This window comes from Camelimonas fluminis, from assembly GCF_014656355.1.
Lineage (GTDB): Bacteria > Pseudomonadota > Alphaproteobacteria > Rhizobiales > Beijerinckiaceae > Camelimonas > Camelimonas fluminis.
Window position 1 is genome coordinate 1 of record NZ_BNCG01000128.1, and the last position, 1,607, is coordinate 1,607.

At 56.4% G+C, this 1,607-nt stretch carries 1 protein-coding gene; it reads right to left on the reverse strand.

Annotation, left to right across the window (positions count from 1 at the left end; all coding sequences use genetic code 11):
- Positions 1-221 precede the first annotated feature (221 nt).
- A complete protein-coding gene (galE, locus tag IE243_RS22755; RefSeq protein ID WP_191321556.1) occupies positions 222-1,283 on the reverse strand; it encodes a UDP-glucose 4-epimerase GalE in 1,062 nt (353 codons plus the stop codon).
- Positions 1,284-1,607: the final 324 nt, after the last annotated feature.

Consider the following 1,607-nt stretch of genomic DNA (forward strand, 5'->3'; position numbering starts at 1 on the left):
CAAGGCTCCCCACAATCAGGCGTCTTGAATCATTAAGCGGCTAAAACGCCAACAACTTTAAGAGTGTACGCGTTAGCAACCTCCTCAACTCGAGCCTGTCAGTGATGGCAGCAGCAAGCTTGCTGCGGGTTGCGTTGGCGGGATCATGCTGATCCATAGCCGATTGGCCCTCCGCAGTTCGGGTCAAAGTCGATATTCGTTTTTCGCTCCAGCGCAGTAATTCAGACCGCATCGTGCGCTTTGGGTGAAACATCAAGCGACTCGGCGGCACGGTAGCCAGTCGGATTCTTCGATTGCCAGTTCCACGAACTGCTGCACATTTCTTCCAGCGTGTGCCGAGTTCGCCAATCGAGCAGCTTTTCGGCTTTGGACGGATCCGCAACGGAGGCGGCCACGTCGCCGGCACGACGGGACACCACCTTAGACGGCAGACTTCGGCCACAAGCGACCTCGTATGCAGCGAGCATTTCGCGGACGGTCGCCCCATTGCCGCTTCCAAGATTGAAAACATCTGCCCCGACCTGCCCTCGAGAGGCGTAGTCCAGCGCGGCGACATGAGCCCGAGCCAAATCCGACACGTGAATATAGTCGCGCAAACCAGTCCCGTCTCGCGTTTCATAGTCGTCGCCATAAATCGCTAATTGCTGACGCAGACCGCTAGCGACCTGTGCGATGAATGGCATCAGATTGTTCGGGATATCCTGTGGATCCTCCCCAATCTCACCGCTTTCGTGGGCGCCGACAGGGTTGAAATAACGCAGCACGATTGCATTGCGCCGCGGAGTGGCTCTAGCCCAGTCAAACAAGACTTGCTCGGCAAAATATTTGCTACGACCATAGACGCTCGCCGGGCGGCAGGGATGTGTTTCGTCGAGCGGAAGATAGTCGGGATCACCGTAAACGGTAGCCGATGATGAGAAAATTATTCTACTACAGTTCGAGGCGGTCATCGCCTTCAGGAGATTGAGCGTGCCAGCGACATTTACATCATAGTAGTCGACCGGCTTTGTCTCTCCTTCAGCCACGGCTTTGAGGCCCGCGAAATGAATAACTGCATCCGGTTTGAACGCGTTAAAAATGCGATAGAGGGCCTGCTCATCGCGAATATCGGCAGACTCGACCGCAAATTTGCGCCCGGCCAGCTTGCTTACGCGGACAAGCGCTTTGGGCGAGCTGTTGGCGAAGCTATCGAGAACGCAAACCTCGTGGTCAAGGGCGAGCAACTCCATCAAGGTATGGCTGCCGATATAACCAGCCCCTCCCGTCACAACGACGCGATTCATAACCATTGACCCTCACATTTGTTCATATCACGGCCGCGACGCGAGCCGAGCCAATCTATAGCATGATGTTTGGGATGGAAGGCCAGCCTTGGCAGCCGGCACGGGCTCCGTCATCATTGAGGACGTCGGGTCGGATGCGCGGACTATCGTCCGCAGCTAGCAGGTTGAAAAGGAAGGCTGGGCCAAGGGGTTCCCCGCCGCCGCCCGAAAAGCCGTCAAGACGCCCGATAGCGTGGCCTTTCGGCTCGCTAAGGCGTACACCCATAAAGTTGTTGGCGTTTTAGCCGCTTAATGATTCAAGACGCCTGATTGTGGGGAGCCTTG

Coding starts and splice junctions, on each gene's coding strand:
- galE (WP_191321556.1), bottom strand. CDS start 1,283: ATGAATCGCGTCGTTGTGACGGGAGGGGCTGGTTATATCGGCAGCCAT.